Consider the following 19,269-nt stretch of genomic DNA (forward strand, 5'->3'; position numbering starts at 1 on the left):
GGAATGAATTATTTCACAATAACTTTAAAGGTTTTTGTGCCAAATTCTGAACTAACAGACACCAGATACATTCCCGATGAACTATTGATAGTATCATCATACAAATAAGTTTCTATTTGAGTAAGGTGTTTTTGTTTTATAATAGATCCTGTCAGAGAGTAAATACTAATATTTACATCTGTCTTGTGTGGATATTGCATAGCCACAGAAAAATGACCATCTGTAGTTGGATTAGGATATAAAATAATTACACTCGAATCGGTAATTTCTTTTCCATCTGTAGCGATAGCAATCTTGGTCGCCGTTTTACATTCCTGACCATTTAATAGTCGTAGTTCGTAATTACCCGGCTGATCGACTAGAATTTTAGGATTATTGTCTATAAAATCGCCTTCATAAAACCATTGGTATTCATAATTTCCTGCTGGTAAACCTGCACTTGCATCAAGGGTTATGGCACTTCCACCCGTCAATAAATAATCTGATTTTAAATTGGGGAATGTTCCTTGCTTATCAGCCACAAAAACGGTTTCCGAGTATAAATTTCCTTTTGCGTCACGAACAATATAATCATAAGTTCCAGATGAAAGCTGTAATCCTGTAGTGCTTTTTGCAGCCTGATTCCATTGCTTTACAACCACATCGCTTCCGTCTTTTTTAACGGTAACGGTAAAGGGAGCTTCGCCACCTTCAATGCTATAATTTAACTGACCGGATCCTGATATGCCACAAGTAGCTTCCGTTATCCAGACCCTGCTAAACATTTCCGGCGCGACCTTTAGCGTAAATTTTGCTTTACCTGATTTTTGTTTGTCCCAGTTAAAATCTTTTAGAACCAATTTTTCTGTAGTTGACGTGCTTGCCAAACGAACATATTCTGAATCTTTTTCGTTATAGGTTCCTTTACCGGAATAATCAACCAACAACCAGTAATAGGTATCTTTGGGTAAAGTGCCTTTTACAAAAGCAGGGTTAAAAGACCAGTCAAGACTAAGGTCTGTTGGATTTGTATAATCCAATTGCCATTGTCTTGTAATACCAATTGGCTCTCCCTGTTCCTGTTTTTTGACCAAGAGATTTTTTCCGTTATCACTCCAAAAAGAAAAGTAGTTATTGGGTATTGTGCCCGATTTACTTTTAAGTTCTATTGTCAAAAGCCCTTCTTCGATCATGTTGCTGCTCTTTAGCTGCAGTAATCCGCTGGCATCATCTCTTCCAACTCCGGTAATTGAGGAGTCAAAATTTTTATGATGGCCGATATCCCAAATAGTTTCTCCCTGACTGTTGAGGTAGTTTTTATTTTCAAATTGCGAAAGCGAAATACCATATTTAATTCCGAGGTAACTGGCTACTTTTTGTGTTTCTTTGCCAGATAAAACCCTGTTGTAAACTAGAATTTCACTTATATTTCCTTTAAACTCTTCAGGAGGTAATTTCTCAAATTTAGATTTTTGCCCAATCGTTAATGACGATAGCTTTGCAACACTATCCGTTACATTCTGTTGAAAAAAGTGAATGTTCGCTTTACGAGGTTTTATCTTTTCCTGATAGGATTGGTAAGAATATTTTTTTAGATCAACCAAACGTTTATTGGTTGCAACTGAAAGTGTTTTTTGAGGATCGTTTATCGTCCATAAAAATTGCTCTTTCAAACTGTCTTTTACTTTGTAAACTATAAATAAGGTCTGACGTCTTTTACTTTCTATGCCCAAAGGTAAGATCAGGGAATCCTGAGCAGTATCAAAAACAATACTCGGGTTAAAATTGAAAGCCGTTCCGGTCTGTTTTTTTTTGGATATTTTCCCTTCCATTTTAGTGAGGCTTTCCCAGTAATAGGCATCTGCGTTGTTTCGGGTTTTAATCCAAAAAGATGGGTCTTCGACTGCTCCGGGTAATACCTTTTGCTGTGAAAAGACCAGGTTATTTGCCGATAAACTTATAAAAACCAATGCTGAAAAAATCTTTCTATACATAATTCTCTATGTTTTAAAATGAAATCGACTCTTAGAAATTGGCCAGATCATCAAAGTCAAATGAGTAACCAATAATTAATGAAATACTATTGATTTTGTTTTTATTTTCGCTGTAGCGATGCCCGTTTTCTTCTGTTGTTAAAGCATCTGTAAGACCTAAAGTGTAGCGGGCTCCTACGGAAAGATTCGATTTAAATTCATAACCCAGAGAGAATATTCCCGAGAAATAATTTTTACCGGTAAGAGATTCTTTTAGTACTTTTTGTACATTGGCATCAGGTTCAAAATAAGTCCCTGAATTAGCAAATATCTCTTGCGCATTAGAAGTATATTTTATATTATCACTCGCAATATTAAAACTAACGTATGGTCCCGCGCCTATATAAAATCCTTCAACCGGATAGTATTTGAATTGTGCACCAACGTTAATATAGCTGTAACCAAAAGTCATTTTGTATTTCAAACCTTTGATGTCTTCATAATTTAAATCAGTACTTTGACCAGAATAGGATATTTCGGTCTGTATACTTACTTTGGCATAAGGATATTTCCAATTGATTACCAGACCTGCCGTACCTCCAAATTTACCTTCTTCTTTTAAAGTATATCCTTCATAAATTCCTTTTGGTACTATCACATCTGGAAGATTTGACATTTTTGAATAAATACCGCCACCAAAAAAACCATACGTAATTTCTCTGTCACCTTGTGCAAATAGGGATTTTGTGCTCACTACTAGTAGTAGCAAAATAATTTTTTTCATGTTTTTTATTGAAATTACCATTGATGAAAACTGTAGCCTAAAGAAAAACTAACTACTCCGCTTTTGTTTTGATTTTCGATAAACTGAAAAGAAGATGCATTACTTTTCACCACATCTTTTACCCCTAAATAATAGCGTAAATCGAAGTGAATACTTTGGTGCAATTCATAACCCAATGCAAAGCACAATGAAAAATCGTCTGCGCCGTCAAGACCATCCTGATAGAACTGTCTGGTGGCAACATCGTACATTCCGCCAGCTTCGTTAGATTTATAAGTAATATTGTTAGGAGATAAACTGATGCCGTAGAAAGCGCCAAATCCTAAATTTAAACCTTCGTAGGGATATACTTTATATAAGGCTCCAATCTGCAGATAGGAATAATTTAATCCTAATTCAAATTCCTTGCCTGTAGTATCGTGATAATTGACAGTTTGAGAAGACTGTCTGAATAAAAGTTCCGGCTGAATTGCAACACGTGTATCGTAAAGTTTACAGTTTAAAAAGAAACCTCCTTCGATTCCGTAGCCACCTTTGCTTTCCATAACACTATTATCAAAAGTGTTATCTCTGCCTTTAATACATTCGGGTAAATTACTGATTTTAGAATAAATTCCTCCGAGTTTTAGTCCGTAGGTAATATTAGTTTCATTTTGCGCGCAAAGATTAGTGTTAAAAAAAGAACAAAATATTAATAGGTGTAATAGTACTTTCATTAATAAAAATTTTTGCGAATATATGTATTAATTTCTGATTTTTATCTCTAATAAATCGATAAAACTAATTAAAATCTTACGTTATAACTTTACCTATATTTAAAACTCCAGTAGGGAATACAGTAAAGTATTTTATGGGTTTTTTAAATTTTTAAACTAAAGAACATTTCACAGTTATTGTTATCCGACATTTACTATCTTGTATGCAGTGGATTTTAAAAATGTTTTTTTTTTTAAAATCGTTAAATACTTAATGTATTTATCTAAGCGAAATGCTAGGAATTAGTTTCTAATCCCTATTTCTCTATAAGATCAAAAGCTTAAAATATTTTCCTTGTGAAGCACTAAATTTAGCGAATCAAATCCTGGTTCTAAGCTATCAACAGGCTCTAAAATGGGAATAAGGCACTCGATTGGAACGAAATCATCTCAACTAAGTCTTTTTTAATAACAATTAGCATTTCAAACAATAATAATAAATTGCTCATATAAAAGCTACGAAAATGAGGCGCTATGAAGCATTTCTTGTGATAGGAATGCTCAATAACTTTTCTAAATCTTCCAAAAAAAAGTTCGACATTTGTTCGGGCGGGGCTACAGAGAATAACCCATCAAAATTTTGATGGGTTTTTTGTTTTTTAGCACCTGCTTCAACCCTTGCAAACGTTGAAACTAAGGCAAAAACTAGGTTCACTTTACCGGTTAGATACTGCCTGTTTTCAGCCCTAATTGACAATCCCTCAGGAAATACCAAGTTTTGCATTCTGATTTTACTATCAATATTTCCTTCTTTCCAGTATTTACTGATGTTAGAGACTTTTTCCACTACCTTATCGATATGTCTGCTGTGGTTAGATATTTTTTTTGCATTCAAGTGTATATGGGTTTCAATCATCTTCAGTTCAGTCTCAAACTGAAGCGCATATCTATTATATTTTTCATCTCCAAAATTTGAGTTCTCAAAATAGCGTTTATCCAAATTCTCAATTTTAGTTTCAACATCTTTTTTCTTTTCAAGTAAGCTTTTCATTTCTTCTTTAGCTTCTGTGTTTACATCTTCAAAAAATTTATTCAACTGCATTTTAAAAGGCTGTACAAATCGTGAGTTTAATGTATATTTTGACAATAACCTTTCGAAAGAATCATTCAACCCTTCCGTTTTTGATTTTTGGGTAGTCAGAGCATTAAAACTGGCATTTTTACACTTCTGACATTTGTAATAATGTGCTTTCTTTTTTCGAACCTCATAGCTTGTAAGAAGACATCCACACTCGCATCTTAAAAATCCTGTAAGGGGTCTAAATTCATTAACTTTAGTTTTACAATATTCCTTAACTGCAATTACGTTGTTTTCAGAAAGCATGTTATCCACTTTCAGGAAATCTTCCTCACTAACTAAACCCGCCCAGTTTCCTTTCACAGGTTCTTCAATTAAAGAATTAACTAAGATTCCGCAATAAAATGGATTACGCCACATAGAACTCATTCCTTGTTTTGAAATAACCAGATTCAGTTTTTCAAGTTTCTCTCTGATCACATAATCTCTTTGTCCTTCCAATTTCCACTTCCAAGCCTTTCTTAAAACCTCTCCTTCCTGATTGATGGTAATAGACTGCGTATCCTGCATCAAAGCGTAGTCCCCTACTTTTCTCCCTCGCATTGTATAACCTCTCGGAGCTTTACCCAGCCAGTTCCCTGATCTAAGCAGTGCTTTCATGCCTGGAATTGTTTTTTCTAATCTATCCATGTTTTCTCTTCTGGCATCTAAGAGCTTACTGTAAATATCCAGTTTACTATATTCATCATTGGTGCAGAGTCCTGACGATGTTTCAATCAAATGAACTCCCAGTTTATCCACCAGTTCCTGCACAATAGTAATAGCATTGCCTCCTGTTCTGGAGAACCTGCTGATAAATTTGATAGCTATTGCAAAAGGTTTCTGCTTTGCGCTTTTAACCTCTTCAAATAATTTAGTAAACTCTTTTCTTGTGAAATCTCCCGAAGCGCTCTCATAAGTACCTCCAAGTATATTTTTAAGTGAATAACCATTCTTAGATGCAAACTGGACAATTTCACTCCTCTGCTCTTCAAGACTGTTGTTTACTAGCTGAAGTTTAGAACTTACCCTTGTGTAGCCCCAAATTTCTTTTACCTCAGCCTTTTGAGCCAATTTTTCTTTTTGAAATTTTTTGAAATTTTCAACACTCATATATTTAGCTTTAAAAATTATAAACTATTACTACTAACTGAAACAGGCTTTCAATTATCTCCTGCCCTTCGGATTCTGATATTGTTTCAAAACCTTTACAGCTTCTTAATTCTTCAATAGTTAATTTTACCTGATTCTTTTTAACTTGTGGCTGTACTAAGGCAGTTTCTGCCGTGATTCTACTTTTAACTGTTTCATTATTTTCCATTCTGCACCTTCAGCTTTAAACAGCAAAGACCGTTTTTAAGGTCTTTCCTAATTATACATTTTTACACTTTACTAAATATAAAAATGTATGCTCTAAATGACTGCGATAACAGCACTGCTGGTGCTCTTTGTCTTTTAATGTCGTTATCTCTATACAATTGAAGGTAGACACTCAATGCAATAAATTAAAAGCTGTGGCAGAACATAACTGAAAGTTGTATTTTTTAAAATAAATAGTAATTAATTAAATCTCACGGATGTATACTATCAATTCTTTATATACGGTACATTGAAAATCGTGTTTCATACATTTGATGTAAATTAAACATTCCAGAAACGTACTTAAGGCTTTGGTTTTCTGCGATTAGCCTTTCGTTTCAACTGGTTGGCAAAATCAGTTTCCTGAAAATCTTCTCCCTGAGCTTGGGGCAGTAAGCTTCCAAATGTTTCAACAACATTATTCTCCTTCTCGCTGTAAGGCGTATTTTCCTTTCCCAACGAGTCAGGTTGATTGTTTGAGTTATTTATCTGACTACCTTCACGAAAAGTCTCCCTTGCAGTAGCATTATTTTTTAAAGGCATATCTATTTTGTTACCGTTATTCCACCAGTCATTAAATACATTAGCCGAAAGGTTTTTAGCCAGCTCTGATCCGTTCCACACACTTCGGGATTTGTGATCAATAAAAGTGATGCCGTAAATACAACCTCCAGCATTTCGTCTTACAACAATATTAATCCTTTCATCCATTAGCTTTTTCCTAAATTCAGATTCGTTTGATGCAGTCCGCATTACTGATTCGATCCTGTCTTTAACTGATTCCTTAGCGGAATTGTCCTTTAGTTTTATTCTGTTCTGGTTACATTGGGATTGCAGTTGTAGATACCCTGCACTTTTGCCAAACAGCGAAGCCTTAAAAGGATTACTTACTTTCTCTCCCTTTTCATTTAATGCAAAATATACCAGTCCCTGTTTCAGAATTCCGTTATATTCCCCTTTCACTTCTTCGGCAGTAATATTAAAAAGGGAAAGCACGGCATTATATGCCCCAAAAGTTTGAAACTGGTAATATGTAGGCAGATAGCGCAGTACCGAAGCCATCTGGCTTTTTATATCTCCTGCCTTATAGTCAACTGGTTTAAATGTTGGGGTGTTTGTCTCTTGCTTTTTCTCTACAGCCGATATAAGACCGTACTGTTTTTCTAATGCCCTACAGACCGCCATTGAACGCCTTTTTTCAAATTTGTCGGATATTTTCCTGCCGTTTTCATCCACGCAGACAGACACTATATGAATATGAGTACGGTCTATATCAGTATGTTTAAATACCACAAAAGGCTGGTTTCCATAGCCCATCTGCCTCATATAGTCTTGTGCCATATTCTCAAAATCAGTATCGTTTACATTGTCTTTCGGATCAGGGTTCAGAGAAATATGAAGCACAGGTTTCTCGGTTTTACGATTAGCCAATAAGTGCAGTTCAAAAGAGCGTGAAAGCTGTTCCATTTTATAACTCCCGTCAGGGGCTTGGATTATCTTTTGGGTAAACAAAACCTGTGCATTTTCTTTTTCAAGTTTGTGATAATTATAGGCTAATGCTCCATACAAACTGCTTCCTCTTCCTATTTTTGCTATCACTTTTTCAGGTATTTTTCTTCAAATTCCGCTGTAAGCTGTATTATCTTTTGAGCTAATAAAGCAAATTCCATTGTTTGATTTACCAATTTGTAGAGATACACTGGAGCTTTCTTTTCGGAAAAATTACGGTACATAATCTTCACAACCTGATTGTAATTAACCCCAATAGCACGGAACTGTCCGAATAAGGCAGTTAGAAGTATGTAATAATCCATTGTTGCTTTATCGATCTTGACTGTTTTTATACCTTTTTGAAAAATACAAGCCGTAATAAAATGTGCCATTACATTCATGCCCGAGCTCTCAAAAAGGGTTAGAAACCTTGCATTTTCCTCAGCAGTAAGACTAATCGAATAGCGGTGGACAGCCGGATCTATTTTGGGATGCCTGCCTCCTTTATGTCGATTCTTTTTTTCTTCATTATCCATGACTTCAATTATTGGTATCCTTTTAAAAAAATTAAATCCAATATATTTTATAATCAGCATTTAAGCTCCAATTTGGAAGTTCTTGGAAATGTTTGGAAGCATTTGGCTTATTTGTTTTCTACAAACAGTCTTGAGCCTTAATTATTTGACATTCCCTGCCAAATAAAGCCATCAGAAGACACTCTTAAAGAGATGACCTTTTTCAGAATTAATTTTTCTGAAAATATAAAATCATGCTTTATAAAGAAACTGTTACCCAGGAGATGTGGGAGCTTCTCCAAAGGCTGATGAAAGACGAAAATTTAAAAGATTACATACTGGTCGGCGGTACAGCATTAGCTTTACGATTAGGACATCGCTTATCAGTAGATATAGATCTTTTTACAAAAAAAGATTTTGATTCGCAGATCATGCTCAAATATCTGCAAGACAATTATGGTATAGATCAAGAGGAAAGCCAATTCTTCCCTAATACAGTTCTTACCTACATCGATAATATAAAAGTCGATATTGTAACACATAATTACCCTCTTTTGAATACCGTAGAAACTATTGAAGGAGTCCGCATAATTTCGAATGAAGACATTGGTGCAATGAAACTCCATGCCATCCATCAGAGCGGAGACAGGTACAAGGATTTTGTCGATATTTACTTTATGCTTGAACAAGAACCCCTAAAGTTCTACCTTCAAGCTTACGAGAGAAAATATGGTAAAGATCCTTATTGGGCTTGTATAGGGCTGAATACATATGACAAGATTACCACCTTTGAAGCTGTAGATATGCTGAAAGAGAAAGAGCAAAATTGGAAAAAAATCCAAAGACGGCTGGAACTGGCAGTAAAAAATCCTTTATATAAATTTAAATCCGAAAGTCAGGATTTACCAGATAACCCCAATAAAAAGAGAGGTTTTCGCAGGTAATTCAGTAGAAATTGCTTATATTTGATACTAACCCAATTTTAAAAATTATGAAAGCATCAGCTGAAGATATACCTAATCTTCATCCTAAATTTTTCTGGGATTTTAGATTTGATAAGATTGATTGGGAAGGGGGATATAAAATGGTAATTGCCCGTATTATAGAGCGTGGAGGTCAATTGCAGATTGACGAAATCGTGCGTTTTTATGGTCGCGAAAAAGTAATTACGGCTGTGCGTGACGAAATTTACTTTCTTCCAAATTACGGCATTGAAAATGCCCTTAAATTCTTTCCCGAACTCAAAAAGGAAGAGATGTACTGCTACCTCAACCGCAAGGATAAACCCTATCACTGGATTTAGTCCTGCTTCTTTATTAAACACAAGATTCTTTTTACTTTATATTTTTACCAAAAGAAATAAAAAGAAAACAAAGGTATGAGGGGCTTTTTCAGTCTGCCAAAAAGACTACGGCATAATGTTTTGCTCGTGCCTCACAAACCACCCTTCGGGACTTATTCCGTTTCCTTCTTGTCTGCCTGCATCCCGTCATATGAAATTGCTTTCTTTTTCTTTTTTCCGGTTTTTCTGTTTTCTTTTGGAAATATACTTTTATTGGGATTGTGCAGGTTTAATTATTTTAAAGTTTGCCTGATATAAAATTGCAAATTTACCGGAAAAACCATAAAAGCATTTTTACATTTTTATGCTTTTAAAAATACTTATACAAATAAGTAAATGCTTGCAGGCTTGCACACCTGAATGCCAGAGTGCTTGCATGCCAACATACTTGCCTGCTTACATTCCTGCATACTTGCAAACCTACATATTTGCTTGCGCACAGTACAGCATACTTGAATGTCTGCATCTCCTCTTACTTACTTGCAGTCCTGCATACTTGAGCCCTTGCTTATAAGTAAGATCTAAGTTAATTATTGTGCTAATATATCTTCCCGAAATCTGCTAGCTTCACCAAAAAAATACTTTATGATCAGGCTGTGTTATACGCCTGCATACTTGCATATTTCTAAAATAAATTACTTGTAAAAATTACAATATAAAAAGGGCATCAAGCCCTTTCAATTAAAAATCATTGGTAATAATATTTTCGAGAGAAAATAGCAAGTTGTGTTTTGAGATGCTTGAAATGAATTCAGCATCTCAAAACAACTTGCCCTGCGGGGCTGAAAAACGCCTCCGGAGTCGGTGTTTTATAAAGATTATAAATAGACATGAATCAGTCTGCACTGATTTTCTTCTTTTCTTTTAAATATCTGCTGTGAAGCATGTCCAGCAGATCTCCTTCTTCCAGCGGAATCATCATTTCTATAACCTTAAGAAGACTGTAAATATATCTTTCAGTCTGCTTGTGATTATTCTCACTTATTTCAATCCCTTCCAAAGCCAGCATTCCTGCTTTTAGTAAATCCATAATCATGGTAAAAAGATCAGAATATCCACTAACATTTATGTTCAGATTGTATATATCTTTTCTTGTTTTTGACGCTGGCTTGAGCATTACAAAATAATGTTCGGGATTCTCAACCATATCACTTAATTTGATTTTATTCTTTTTCATATCACATTATTTTTAGTTAAACTGGGCATTCTTGAGAAGATGTAGTAATATCAGCATTCGGCATTATCTTTAGGTTCTTTAGATTTTTTTATCCGTTCAAGACCTCTTTCCTTCATCAGCTCTCCAGCATCCAGCATTTTTATTAAATGGATATACGGAGTCGCAAGGTCAATGTCCCCGTCTCCTTTGCACGGAGACAGCGAAAGGCTTACTATTTCAGAGAGGAAAAATTCAAACTCCTTAAGGGTTTTCTCTGCAAATGCCTTTTGAAATACTGTGAAAGGATTGTCATATTCCTGCTTTGTCAGCGAAGTGAGATGAAATACATCTTCGGTGCGCACTGACTCTTTCACTTTCCATTTACTGCTTTTTTTATGCAGGCAGTAGTATATTTTCAAAAATGAGCATACAGCTTTATAGAACACAAAAATATCGCCTGGTCTATCATTACAGCAGATTTCCTTTTTAAAGCTGTACAATACTGCCTGCGTTAAATTTCGCTTGTAGTAATCAAGGTGCGCAAAATCAAAGAGGGCATCAGATGCTTCAAATGGATTTCCCGCCTCAAACCCAGCCCAGAATTTGGTCTTAAAGTTTTTTTTCTTCTTTTTCATGATTTAAAAAATTAGTTATCCATTTGTTCATTTTTATTTTCCTGATTGATCTCTAAATAAAGCTTGTGCAGTTTATCCAGTCCTTCTGCCTCACAGCATGGCAGGAGCTGTATCGCAATTTCCAGAATGCTCGTAAGATGGAAAGCGGGATCCTCAATCTGGCTGGAGTTTTCCAGATCGGAATTCTCCAGCGCATGAAGTGCTATTTTCATAAGATTTTGTACCGTGAAAATCAGATTTATGTAGCTCGTAAACTTTATGTCGGCATGGTAAATCCCGTCTTTCCCTCTCTGCGGGGTCAATGTTCTAAAATAAAAACTGCCTTTCAGTTCTTTGATAAAATCATCCGCCTTTTTATTTTCATTAGTTTCCATATTCTTTAAATATTTGTTTGGTCTGCTCAGCGTACTGCTGATACATTGTTTTTACTTCACTCATCAGCCACTGCATTTTTTCAAATGCTGTCTCAACAATTTCTGCAGTTAACGGTTCAATTTCTTCTCCCCACTGTACAGCTTTTCGGGCAAGATCAAGCTTTGTTAAAACTTCTTTCTCTTCTTTATTATCTAAGTCAAAAGTTCAGCCTAAGACACTATTAAATTTCGCAATGCGCTCCTGCTGGTCTGAAATGTTTTCATCTGCCACCCATTCGCCCGTTAAAATCCATGAGGCATTAATAAAAAGATATCGAAACTGCTCATGTATAACATACATTGCCATCAAATAATTCCCATTCCCACGGTAGTATTTTAAGTCCCTGCCAATAGTATTGGCTTCTGATATCCACCTTTGATAATTGTCAGCAGTCTTTTTTAAAAGCCGTCTGATATTTATTTTTTTTATATCCAGAACAGGTTTTCCTCCAGCATTTCTATAAACAAGATCTGTTTCTTTACAATTGAAAAGAAAAAATAAATTTCCTTTTCCGACTTCTCTCTTTATACACTCTCTGTCAAAAAAACAGAATGAAAAATTATTGTAGTTTTCAATTACTTTCCATAAATGGAAGACAACATCGTCATAGTAATGGGGGCTTTTTTTGCTCACAACAATTGTCAGAGTTCCTGTTTTTGATTCTACAGCAGAATCCGAAAAGTAAATACAATCAGCTTCTACAAACTCTACTAAGAGTTTCAATATTTTCTTGACTGCCTGATATTTGGGATGGTCTTTCTGTGTTAAAATATTATAATACATGATCTGTATGTTTAAGGTTCAGCCGAAATCAGCTTCTCAGTACGTCTTAATTCATCTTGTACCACACCTGTGCAGAAACCAGCAAAATCATTGTATCGATCCTGCAAAAGATTCATATCCAGTTCAGAAAAAGTATCTGCACCGCTGTATCTCAGCGAAGCATAGGATCTGCTTAATATCGTAAACAAGTTTCTGTCCTGTTCTGTAACCCTCGGGAAGTAACTGCTTATTTCAGGGTTAAAATGATCGCAGATTTCCAATAGATAGGAAAGGGAAAAATGATTTGGAGAATACCCCATAAACAAGCGGATCATTCCAAGACAGATTTGTTCTGCCATAGTATGGAGCATCAAACCTTTAAGGGGAGCATAACAAGCCCATTCATAATCTCCCTGCCAGCTTTCCATATAGTTTACCACAATATTTCTATAGCTCAGGTATTCTTTCGCTGATGTTATACAGCGGACTGGCAGATTTACAGTTTCCAGAACGGCAGACTCTTTTTTAAACAAAGCCTTTCCATTTTTTATAATATTCAAAAAGAAAAACTTCTGATCGCCTGTTGCGCTCTTAAGCTCTGAAATATTATGAATCAAAAGTGTTGCCGTGCACTGCTCTTTAGTTCTGCTTTTAATAACATCAGCCAGATCATGCACTGCATTTAATTTATTTTCTTTAACCAGTACTAATAGATAAAAGTGTCTTACCGTTTTTTCCAATGTTCCAAAACAATAAACCGCCTCAGTCTTAAGATAAGATGTAACGGTATCACTGACAAGCTTCTCATAGTCTATTACCTCATCATTTAAAATTTCTGGATTCTGTTTCGGTTCAATAAAAAGAGCGGACTTTTCTTCACAGTAAGAAAGCTGGTCTTGGAAGATCTTTTTAGTTTCTTTTAAAATGCGGTAAAGTTTGTTCTGTGCTTCTTTAACCCTTTCTTTCTTAATCTTTGTTTTGCCTGCGTAAGGAAATTCAATCCTTGCTCTATCAAGCAAATCAGCAATTTCTTTATCCTTATCATGATCAGTATTGAACACCTGCTTCAAAACGGGTGCATAGTCCTTAATCGTGTCTAAGTGGCTTAATGTATAGTGATTTGAATGAGATTTTCCCATGACCAGTCCTCCTATGATACCAAAAAGCAGGTTTACTGCCTGATGTATTGTATAGAGTGCCATAGAATGGTTATTTGTTCCTTCATAATGCTGGGAGCCTCTTCTTAATGATTCCGCTTTGGCTAAAAGCCCGCTGTTTTTCTTTACTGCTTTTTTAAGCAGAACAGATACAGCCGGAATATCTTTTTTTATCTTAAAGTCAAACTCATCGTTTTTAAACAGGCTTATGTTTGATAAATACCATTTTAGATAATATAAACACCCATTCTTTAAACGATGCAGTACATCCCATAGATTTATAATCACATAAGGAACGGATGGATATTTTTTCAAAACCTTATCTGCCCATTCATACATTTCCGATGCAATCTGCTGTGAATCCTCCCTTAAGATTATGGTAAGTATATGACCGCTTTTACCTGCGGTCTCTGCGTGATGCAGAGTGACCGCTGTAATGTCCATAAATGATTGGAGCTCTCCCACGGCATTCTCCAATTCTTTCTGCTTTTGAAATTGAATTTCACTCATAATTTTTCTTTTTTTAATTAATACTTGTCTGAAAAATTGTATTTTTGTTTAACACACAGGCAAGTAAGTGATTAGTCGTACTGTACCGTATCAATTTGTATTGTACCGTACAAGACTAATTTCTATATTGCACATAGGACTTACTTTTTTATTCTTAATTATTATCTTTGAGCTATGAGTACAGTAACAAAACCAAATCACATAGGACGAAAAATTAGTCGTATTCGTGAATTAAAAGACATGAAACAAGAAGCTTTAGCCCAGGCTATGGGAACAAACCAGCAGGCGATTTCTATTATGGAAAACAGCGAAACGATAGAAGAAGAAAAACTAATCGAAGTAGCAAAGGCTTTAGGAGTAAGCGTAGAGGCAATTAAGAATTTTTCGGAAGAAGGTGTGTTTAACTATTTCAATAATTTTTACGATAATAGTCAGGGAACTGTTGGGAATTATCACTGCACGTTTAATCCATTGGATAAATTGATCGAATCTCACGAACAGCAAATCAAACTATACGAACGTCTAGTTCAAGCCGAAAAAGACAAAGTCGAATATTTGGAAAAATTACTAAAAGCGAAATAAGCTTTTATAAAAGATATATTAATTCCAAAAAGAGACTTTCGAGTCTCTTTTTTGTTGCTAAATATTATCTATTTTTTACATAATTCAATATTATCATTGAATTAAATTATTTTTCATGAATCCTCCCCATCAACCATTATTTTGTTTCTCAGGTATACCAAAAAACTTCTTCAATACTGAACTGCAAAAAATTTATGTGTATGATAGTATTAAAGACAGAGTCTACTTTAAAAAACCGCAAAAACATTATTTAGTGAACCGAAACTAAATTCTAAATTTAAAAAGGGAGAAGTTGATCATTATTCTATCGAAAAAGAATTGAATGATTTAGCTCGTCTTGAGCAATAAGTAGACTTTTCTCCAAGCGATATAAGAAATATTTTTACTGCAATTTATTTAACCTTTTTTGACAAATAGAATCATTACCCTCTACCCTCTCATTAAAATTTTCTTTTAACCTTGTATAAAATGATTATTAAGGATCTGAAAATTTATATATAAAATTGTGGGAGATAAGAATTTGGAACCAAGTTAAGTTATAAAAAATTTATAATCTGGAACCAAAAGCTTATCAAAAAATTAAATCATAAAAAAAGCGACCCTTGAGAGGCCGCTTTGAATGTTTTCACAACGGAATAATCCTTATTGTGAATTGCTTCAAATTGTACTGCAATTATACAATTAAAATTCTTCTACTTGATTACGGTTTTCCATAAAACTATTAATTTTCTTTTGAGTAAATTTCGAAATTAATTTTTTGAGATATGAAAAAAATATTAGGATTGGATTTGGGAACAACATCAATCGGATGGGCATATATAAATGAAGCAGAAAATAATGATGAAAAATCAGTTATAATAAACTCGGGAGTTAGAATTGTGCCCCTTACTACAGATGAAGAAGCCGACTTTAAAAAAGGAAACACAATTTCTATAAATGCAGATCGAACATTAAAACGTGGAGCTAGAAGAGGTTTGCAGCGTTTCAAACTAAGAAGAGCAGCTCTATTAGAAACTTTTTATAAAATAAAATTTATTACTTCTGATTTTGTTTATGCGGAAAAAGGCAAATCAACTACTTTTTTATCTTATCAGTTAAGAGCAAAAGCAGCCGTTGAAGCAATTTCTAAAGAAGATTTTGTTCAAGTTCTATTGATGCTTAATAAGAAACGTGGTTATAAAAGCAGCAGAAAAGCAAAAACCAGTGAAGAAGGTGATGCGATTGACGGAATGAAAATTGCTAAGGAGATTTTCGAAAATAACTTGACGCCAGGAAAATGGGTTTATAACTCATTATTAAGTGGTGGCAAATTTATTCCAGATTTCTATAGGTCAGATTTACAAAAGGAACTAGAGAAAATTGTACTCTTTCAAAATCAATTTCATCCTGAGCAAATAAATTATAAGCTATTAGAAGAAATAAAAGGAAAATCACGCACTTTAACTTCTCAATATTTCACTCGGATTTTAAAAATAGAACTTTCTGAAAATAAAGGATCAAGAGACGAAACCAAATTGCAACATTATAAATGGAGAAATGATGCTTTGACAAATGAACTTGATTTAAAAGTTTTAGCTTTTATCATTACTGAAATCAACAATCAAATAAATCAATCCAGTGGTTACCTTGGCGCTATTAGCGACCGAAGTAAGGAATTATATTTTAATAAGGAAACTGTAGGGCAATTTCAATATAAACAACTTGAAAAAAACGCACATGCAAAACTAAAAAATCAAGTGTTTTACCGTCAGGACTATTTAGATGAATTTGAGAAAATTTGGGAAACACAAACAAAGTTTCATCCAGAGTTAAATGAAAAACTAAAATCTGACGTCAGAGACATTACAATTTTCTACCAACGAAAATTGAAGTCTCAGAAACATTTAGTAAGTTTTTGTGAATTTGAAAAAGGTCATAAAGCCATTCCAAAATCATCTCCTCTATTTCAAGAATTCAGGATTTGGCAAAATTTGAATAATGTTCTCGTTAAAAATGAAACTACAAAAGAGTCTTTTCTTCTAGATGAAGATTTAAAAAAACTTATTGCTCAGGAATTACTGTTTAAAGAAAGTATGTCAGATGCTCAAATGTTGACTTTTTGTGAATTAAAAAAAGGAACACATACTGTTAATTTTAAAAAACTTGAAGGAAACAGAACTAACACTTCACTTTTTAAAGCATTTGAAAAAATTTTAGTCTTAGAAGGTTATGATGATTTAGATCTTTCAAAATTAGACGCAAATGATACAAAACAGATAATCAAAACCGCTTTTACAGATCTGGAAATAAATATTGACATTCTTGATTTTGATCCCACTATAGAAGGTAATGATTTTGATAAACAAGCGTATTATCAATTGTGGCATTTATTGTATTCAGCTGAAGAAGACGATGCTTTGAAAAATAGTTTAATCGGAAAATTTGGTTTTAAAGAAAATCATATTTCTTATCTTTTGAACATAAACCTGCAAGCCGATTACGGAAATTTAAGTGCTAAAGCCATTAAAAAAATATTGCCTCATTTAATGGATAGCCATATTTATGATAAAGCGTGTAAGCTAGTTGGATATAATCATTCGTCATCATTAACAACGGAACAAAATAATGATAGAATTCTAAAAGACACTTTAGAATTGCTTAAAAAAAACAGCTTAAGAAATCCTGTCGTAGAAAAAATACTTAATCAGATGATTAATGTTATTAATGCTATTATCCAGGACCCGAAAATGGGCAAACCTGATGAAATTCGTGTAGAGTTGGCTCGTGAGTTGAAAAACAATAACGAGCAAAGAAGCGAAATGACAAAAGCTATAAATAAAAGTACAACCGAACATGAACAAATCAAAAAATTATTGCATAACGAATTTGGAATTTCAAGAGTGACCAGAAACGATATTATTAGATATAAACTTTGGAAAGAAACTGACGGTATTTCGCTTTACACAGGAAAAGCAATTGAACCTTCTAAACTATTTTCGAAAGAATATGATATTGAACATATCATTCCAAAATCACGACTATTTGATGATAGTTTTTCAAATAAAACCATTTGCGAACGTCAATTAAACATTGACAAAAGTAACAAAACAGCCTATTCATTTTTACAAGAAAAATTATCTACTGAGGAATTTGACCAATTCGAAAAAAGAGTAAAAAGCTTTTTTGGAAAAATCAGCCGAACAAAACAGAATAAACTTTTGATGGCAGACAATGAAATCCCTGAAGGTTTTATTGACCGTCAATTAAGAGAAACACAATATATTGCCAAAAAAGCTAAAGAAATTTTACTGGAAGTCTCCAGAAATGTAACCTCGACAATTGGAAGTGTAACAGACAAACTTCGTGATGATTGGGAGCTGGTTGATGTAATGAAGGAACTCAATTGGAACAAATTTGAAAAACTTGGTTTAACTTATATTGAGGAAGGAAAAAACGGAGAACGACTTTATAAAATTAAAGATTGGACAAAGAGAAATGACCATCGTCATCATGCTATGGATGCCATTACAGTTGCTTTTACTAAACCTGCTTACATTCAGTATTTGAATAATCTTAATGCAAAAACAAAAGGCGATAAGAAAGCAGATTCTATTTTTGGAATTGAAACAAAATATTTAAGAAGAGATAAAAACAATAAGCTTCGGTTCATAGAACCAATGCCTAACTTTCGAGAAGAAGCCAGAAAACAACTTGAGGCTATTTTGATTTCCTATAAAGCAAAAAACAAAGTGGTAACTAAAAATAAAAACATCACTAAAAAAAGTGGTGGAATCAATCAAAAAATTCAACTTACGCCTCGCGGACAATTACACAAAGAAACTACTTATGGAAAGCTGCACCAATATGTTACCAAAGAAGAAAAAATAAGTGCAAATTTCACAAAAGAATACATTCAAAAGATTGCGAGAAAAGAGTATCGAGAAGCTCTTTTGAAAAGATTAGAAGAAAATGACAACGATCCTAAAAAAGCATTTACAGGAAAAAATGCGTTAAGCAAAAATCCAATTAATTTAAAAAACAATTTTGTTGTTCCTGAAAAAATAAAAATAGTTTGGTTTGAAGATGATTTTACAATAAGAAAAGATATTTCTCCAGATTTAAAAATTGATAAAGTAATTGATGTTGGATTGAAAATTATTCTTCAAAACCGATTGAATGAATTTGGAGGAGATCCTAAAAAAGCTTTTGTCAACTTAGACGAAAACCCAATTTGGCAAAATAAAGAAAAAGGAATTGCAATAAAGAGAGTTACAATTAGTGGAGTCAGTAATGCGCAAGCTTTACATACCAAAAAAGATCAATTAGGCAATGAAGTCCTAAATGAAGACGGCAAACCAATTCCGGTAGATTTTGTCAGTACAGGAAACAATCATCATGTTGCTATTTACAGAGATGAAAAAGGAAATTTACAGGAAGAAGTCGTATCATTTTATGATGCTGTGGTTCGAACAAATTTAGGCCTTTCAGTTATTAATAAAAACCATGAAAAAGGTTGGGATTTTTTGTTTTCAATGAAGCAAAATGAGTTTTTTATATTTCCATCTGAAAATTTTAGCCCAAATGAAATAGACTTATTAAATCCCAATAATTATCATTTAATTAGTCCTAATATTTTTAGAGTACAAAAATTCACAATTAGGGATTATTTTTTTAGACATCATTTAGAAACATCTGTAGAAGACAAAAAAGAACTCAAAGACTTTTCATATAAACGTTTAGGTTTAAATGGAATTAATAACATAATAAAAGTGCGTATTAATCATCTTGGTCAAATTGTTCAATTAGGAGAATATTAACT

The 19,269-nt window shown here is 33.8% G+C and carries 16 protein-coding genes; 4 read left to right on the forward strand and 12 right to left on the reverse strand.

The genetic code is table 11. The features are described from left to right. Positions 1–8 precede the first annotated feature (8 nt). The 7 genes from GKZ86_RS00395 to mobA form a co-directional block, all read right to left on the reverse strand. Positions 9–1,973 carry a T9SS type A sorting domain-containing protein gene (locus GKZ86_RS00395; RefSeq protein ID WP_154781169.1) on the reverse strand — a complete coding sequence of 655 codons (1,965 nt, stop codon included), beginning with the start codon at positions 1,971–1,973 and terminating at the stop codon, positions 9–11. A gap of 31 nt (positions 1,974–2,004) precedes the next feature. Beyond that, on the reverse strand, positions 2,005–2,736 hold the full coding sequence (locus tag GKZ86_RS00400; protein ID WP_154781170.1) for a porin family protein: 732 nt from the start codon (positions 2,734–2,736) through the stop codon (positions 2,005–2,007). Between the two features lie 14 nt (positions 2,737–2,750). Further along, positions 2,751–3,452 (reverse strand): outer membrane beta-barrel protein, encoded by a 702-nt coding sequence (locus GKZ86_RS00405; protein ID WP_154781171.1) that lies wholly within the window; start codon positions 3,450–3,452, stop codon positions 2,751–2,753. A 511-nt stretch (positions 3,453–3,963) separates the two neighbouring features. Then, on the reverse strand, positions 3,964–5,661 hold the full coding sequence (locus GKZ86_RS00410; protein WP_154781172.1) for a recombinase family protein: 1,698 nt from the start codon (positions 5,659–5,661) through the stop codon (positions 3,964–3,966). Positions 5,662–5,671: 10 nt separating this feature from the next. After that, positions 5,672–5,869 (reverse strand): hypothetical protein, encoded by a 198-nt coding sequence (locus tag GKZ86_RS00415; RefSeq protein WP_154781173.1) that lies wholly within the window; start codon positions 5,867–5,869, stop codon positions 5,672–5,674. Between the two features lie 341 nt (positions 5,870–6,210). Continuing rightward, positions 6,211–7,506, reverse strand: a complete 1,296-nt coding sequence (gene mobB, locus GKZ86_RS00420; RefSeq protein WP_194632586.1) for a conjugal transfer protein MobB — start codon at positions 7,504–7,506, stop codon at positions 6,211–6,213. Further along, complete coding sequence (mobA, locus tag GKZ86_RS00425; protein ID WP_154781174.1) at positions 7,503–7,934, reverse strand: conjugal transfer protein MobA; 432 nt, start codon at positions 7,932–7,934, stop codon at positions 7,503–7,505. The genes mobB and mobA overlap by 4 nt, the downstream gene beginning before the upstream one ends. A gap of 233 nt (positions 7,935–8,167) precedes the next feature. Between mobA and GKZ86_RS00430 the strand changes: the two genes are divergently transcribed. After that, complete coding sequence (locus GKZ86_RS00430) at positions 8,168–8,857, forward strand: nucleotidyl transferase AbiEii/AbiGii toxin family protein (protein ID WP_154781175.1); 690 nt, start codon at positions 8,168–8,170, stop codon at positions 8,855–8,857. 47 nt (positions 8,858–8,904) lie between these two features. Further along, positions 8,905–9,216, forward strand: coding sequence for a hypothetical protein (locus GKZ86_RS00435; protein WP_154781176.1), 312 nt, complete (start codon positions 8,905–8,907; stop codon positions 9,214–9,216). Between the two features lie 874 nt (positions 9,217–10,090). On the opposite strand, the gene GKZ86_RS00440 is transcribed toward GKZ86_RS00435, so the two are convergent. The 5 genes from GKZ86_RS00440 to GKZ86_RS00460 all read right to left on the reverse strand — a co-directional run bounded on the left by GKZ86_RS00440 (position 10,091) and on the right by GKZ86_RS00460 (position 13,889). Next, complete coding sequence (locus GKZ86_RS00440) at positions 10,091–10,432, reverse strand: hypothetical protein (RefSeq protein ID WP_154781177.1); 342 nt, start codon at positions 10,430–10,432, stop codon at positions 10,091–10,093. 50 nt (positions 10,433–10,482) lie between these two features. Further along, positions 10,483–11,046: a hypothetical protein gene (locus GKZ86_RS00445; protein ID WP_154781178.1), complete on the reverse strand. Its 564-nt coding sequence runs from the start codon at positions 11,044–11,046 to the stop codon at positions 10,483–10,485. 11 nt (positions 11,047–11,057) lie between these two features. Further along, positions 11,058–11,420 (reverse strand): hypothetical protein, encoded by a 363-nt coding sequence (locus GKZ86_RS00450; protein ID WP_154781179.1) that lies wholly within the window; start codon positions 11,418–11,420, stop codon positions 11,058–11,060. 205 nt (positions 11,421–11,625) lie between these two features. Further along, on the reverse strand, positions 11,626–12,243 hold the full coding sequence (locus tag GKZ86_RS00455) for a hypothetical protein (protein WP_154781180.1): 618 nt from the start codon (positions 12,241–12,243) through the stop codon (positions 11,626–11,628). 11 nt (positions 12,244–12,254) lie between these two features. After that, complete coding sequence (locus tag GKZ86_RS00460) at positions 12,255–13,889, reverse strand: hypothetical protein (protein WP_154781181.1); 1,635 nt, start codon at positions 13,887–13,889, stop codon at positions 12,255–12,257. Positions 13,890–14,063: 174 nt separating this feature from the next. Here GKZ86_RS00460 and GKZ86_RS00465 point away from each other — a divergent pair, with 174 nt between their 5' ends. Continuing rightward, positions 14,064–14,471, forward strand: a complete 408-nt coding sequence (locus tag GKZ86_RS00465) for a helix-turn-helix domain-containing protein (RefSeq protein ID WP_154781182.1) — start codon at positions 14,064–14,066, stop codon at positions 14,469–14,471. A gap of 764 nt (positions 14,472–15,235) precedes the next feature. Beyond that, positions 15,236–19,267, forward strand: a complete 4,032-nt coding sequence (gene cas9 / locus GKZ86_RS00470; RefSeq protein ID WP_154781183.1) for a type II CRISPR RNA-guided endonuclease Cas9 — start codon at positions 15,236–15,238, stop codon at positions 19,265–19,267. Positions 19,268–19,269 lie beyond the last annotated feature (2 nt).

Origin of the sequence: Flavobacterium sp. LC2016-13, from assembly GCF_009707955.1 — a bacterium.
In the GTDB taxonomy this organism is placed as follows: Bacteria; Bacteroidota; Bacteroidia; order Flavobacteriales; family Flavobacteriaceae; genus Flavobacterium.

Bases quoted from the DNA above. Each gene is read 5' to 3' on its own strand.
- GKZ86_RS00415 (WP_154781173.1), bottom strand. From the start codon at position 5,869: ATGGAAAATAATGAAACAGTTAAAAGTAGAATCACGGCAGAAACTGCC.
- GKZ86_RS00410 (WP_154781172.1), bottom strand. From the start codon at position 5,661: ATGAGTGTTGAAAATTTCAAAAAATTTCAAAAAGAAAAATTGGCTCAA.
- GKZ86_RS00465 (WP_154781182.1), top strand. From the start codon at position 14,064: ATGAGTACAGTAACAAAACCAAATCACATAGGACGAAAAATTAGTCGT.
- mobA (WP_154781174.1), bottom strand. From the start codon at position 7,934: ATGGATAATGAAGAAAAAAAGAATCGACATAAAGGAGGCAGGCATCCC.
- cas9 (WP_154781183.1), top strand. From the start codon at position 15,236: ATGAAAAAAATATTAGGATTGGATTTGGGAACAACATCAATCGGATGG.
- GKZ86_RS00400 (WP_154781170.1), bottom strand. From the start codon at position 2,736: ATGAAAAAAATTATTTTGCTACTACTAGTAGTGAGCACAAAATCCCTA.
- GKZ86_RS00430 (WP_154781175.1), top strand. From the start codon at position 8,168: ATGCTTTATAAAGAAACTGTTACCCAGGAGATGTGGGAGCTTCTCCAA.
- GKZ86_RS00440 (WP_154781177.1), bottom strand. From the start codon at position 10,432: ATGAAAAAGAATAAAATCAAATTAAGTGATATGGTTGAGAATCCCGAA.
- GKZ86_RS00450 (WP_154781179.1), bottom strand. From the start codon at position 11,420: ATGGAAACTAATGAAAATAAAAAGGCGGATGATTTTATCAAAGAACTG.
- GKZ86_RS00405 (WP_154781171.1), bottom strand. From the start codon at position 3,452: ATGAAAGTACTATTACACCTATTAATATTTTGTTCTTTTTTTAACACT.
- GKZ86_RS00435 (WP_154781176.1), top strand. From the start codon at position 8,905: ATGAAAGCATCAGCTGAAGATATACCTAATCTTCATCCTAAATTTTTC.
- GKZ86_RS00395 (WP_154781169.1), bottom strand. From the start codon at position 1,973: ATGTATAGAAAGATTTTTTCAGCATTGGTTTTTATAAGTTTATCGGCA.
- GKZ86_RS00455 (WP_154781180.1), bottom strand. From the start codon at position 12,243: ATGTATTATAATATTTTAACACAGAAAGACCATCCCAAATATCAGGCA.
- GKZ86_RS00460 (WP_154781181.1), bottom strand. From the start codon at position 13,889: ATGAGTGAAATTCAATTTCAAAAGCAGAAAGAATTGGAGAATGCCGTG.
- GKZ86_RS00445 (WP_154781178.1), bottom strand. From the start codon at position 11,046: ATGAAAAAGAAGAAAAAAAACTTTAAGACCAAATTCTGGGCTGGGTTT.